Below are 1,888 nucleotides of genomic sequence, written 5' to 3'. Positions count from 1 at the left end.
ACGGTGATGGCCGTGCCCGTGGTGCTGCTCACGGTAAAGCCGGCGTTGCCCGCGAGTGCTGCCGCGTCCAGGGTGTTCGCTTCGGTGTACGTGATCACCAGTTGGCTGCCGTTGACCGCGGCGCTGCTGAACGCCGGGGGCGTGGTGTCTGCTGCGGGGTTATTGAGCACCTCGGTGGCCGCAAAGCTGGCCGCGTCGTTGCCCAAATCATCCTGTATCGCGTTGATGTCGTCGCGGCCCGTGGGGTCGGTGTAGGCGACGGTGACCGATTGGCCGTGGGTGACCGCCGTGGTCAGCGTCAGCGTCACGGTCTTGGCCTGGGCATCGACGGTGACGTTGGTGACGGCGTTCGCGACGCCATTGACAAGCACCGCAAAAGCCCCGTTGGCTGGCTTGTTGTTCGCTTCCAGCGACCGTGCGTCGATGAAGCTGAGCACCAGCTGATTGCCGTTGACCTTGGGGCGCGCGGTGCCGGTGGTGATCAGTTCCGGGCCCACGGCGTCTGCTGTGGCGCCGATCACCACCTCCGTGGCCGAAAAGCTGGTCAAGCGGTTGCCGTGAATGTCCTGTATGCCCTTGTTGTCGGTGGACGTGCTGTCCTGGTAGGCGACGGTCACGCTCTGACCAGCGACCACGGGGGGATTGGCCAGTTCCAGCAGGATGTACTTTCCCGGTCCATCCACAGCCACACCGCTGACGGTGCGGAGGGCACCATTGACGCGCACCGTAAAGTCCCCGATGGCCGGCGCGTGGTTCGGGTCCGCGTCCAGATTGCTCGTGTCGCTGAATCTGATCACCAACATGGTGCCGCCGTGGAGCTCGGGGCGATGGATGCCTGTGGTCAAAAGCACCGGGGCCGTGGTGTCCGCCGTGCCGCTGGGTGTGTTGTTCGTCACCGCCTGCTCGCTGAAGCTCACTGCGTCATTGCCCGCAGCGTCCTGCACCACGGCGCCGGATGCTGGTTTGGTGTAGTTGACTTTCACCGTCTCAGCCGGGGTCACGGCGCGGCTCAGCGTGAGCGTGACGGTCTTGTTCGTCGCATGCACCACGGCGCTGCTCACGGTGATGGCCGTGCCCGTGGTGCTGCTCACCGTAAAGCCGGCGCTGCCCGCGAGTGCGGCCGGGTCCAGGGTATTGGCTTCGGTGTACGTGAGCACCAGTTGGGTGCCGTTGACCGCGGCGCTGCTGAACACCGGGGGCGTGGTGTCGGGTGTCGTATTCACCTCCGTGGCCGCAAAGCCGGTCAGGCGGTTGCCTTGTGCGTCCTGTATGGCGCTGATGTCGTTGGGTGTGCTGTCGGCGTAGGCGACGGTCGCGGTCTGGCCAGGGGTCACGGCGGTGGTCAGCGTGAGTGTGATGGTCTTGGCCGCTCCGTCCACGGCGACTGCGGTGACGGCATTCGCGACGCCAGCGACGAGCACCGCAAAGTCCCCGGTGGCTGGCTTGCGGGCCGGGTCCACGCTCAGGCCGTTCGCGTCGCTAAAGCTGAGCACCAGTTGGTTGCCGCTGGCCGTGGGGCGCATGGCGCCGGTGGTGATCAGCTGCGGGGCACCCGTGTCCAATACGCTATTGACTGCCTCCGTGGCCGGGAAGCTGTCCAGGCGATTGCCTGCCGTGTCCTGTATGCCGTTGCCCTCGGTGTCGGTGGGTGTGCTGTCCTGGTAGGCGACGGTCACCCGCTGACCAGCGGCCACGGGGGTAGCCAGCACCAGGAAGATGATCTTGGCCGTTGCATTCATGGTCACACTGCTGACCGTCCTGAGGTCACCATCCACGCGCACCGTGAAGTCCCTGGCGGCCGGCATGTGGTTCTCGTCCAGATTGCTCGTGTCGCTGAATGTGAGCAACAGTTGTTCGCCACTTCTGTTGACGGTGGGGAACTGGTACT

Annotated in this window: 1 protein-coding gene; it reads right to left on the bottom strand. The window is 65.4% G+C overall.

The annotated features are described in order from the left end of the window. A partial coding sequence (locus tag VTU_RS0124875; protein WP_265597369.1) for a SwmB domain-containing protein occupies positions 1-1,847 on the bottom strand: 1,847 nt, incomplete at its 3' end. Positions 1,848-1,888 lie beyond the last annotated feature (41 nt).

The organism is Verminephrobacter aporrectodeae subsp. tuberculatae At4 (assembly GCF_000193225.1).
GTDB lineage: Bacteria > Pseudomonadota > Gammaproteobacteria > Burkholderiales > Burkholderiaceae_C > Acidovorax > Acidovorax aporrectodeae.
The sequence above is the reverse complement of the archived record's forward strand: the minus strand, read 5'-3'. Positions and strand labels throughout refer to the sequence as shown.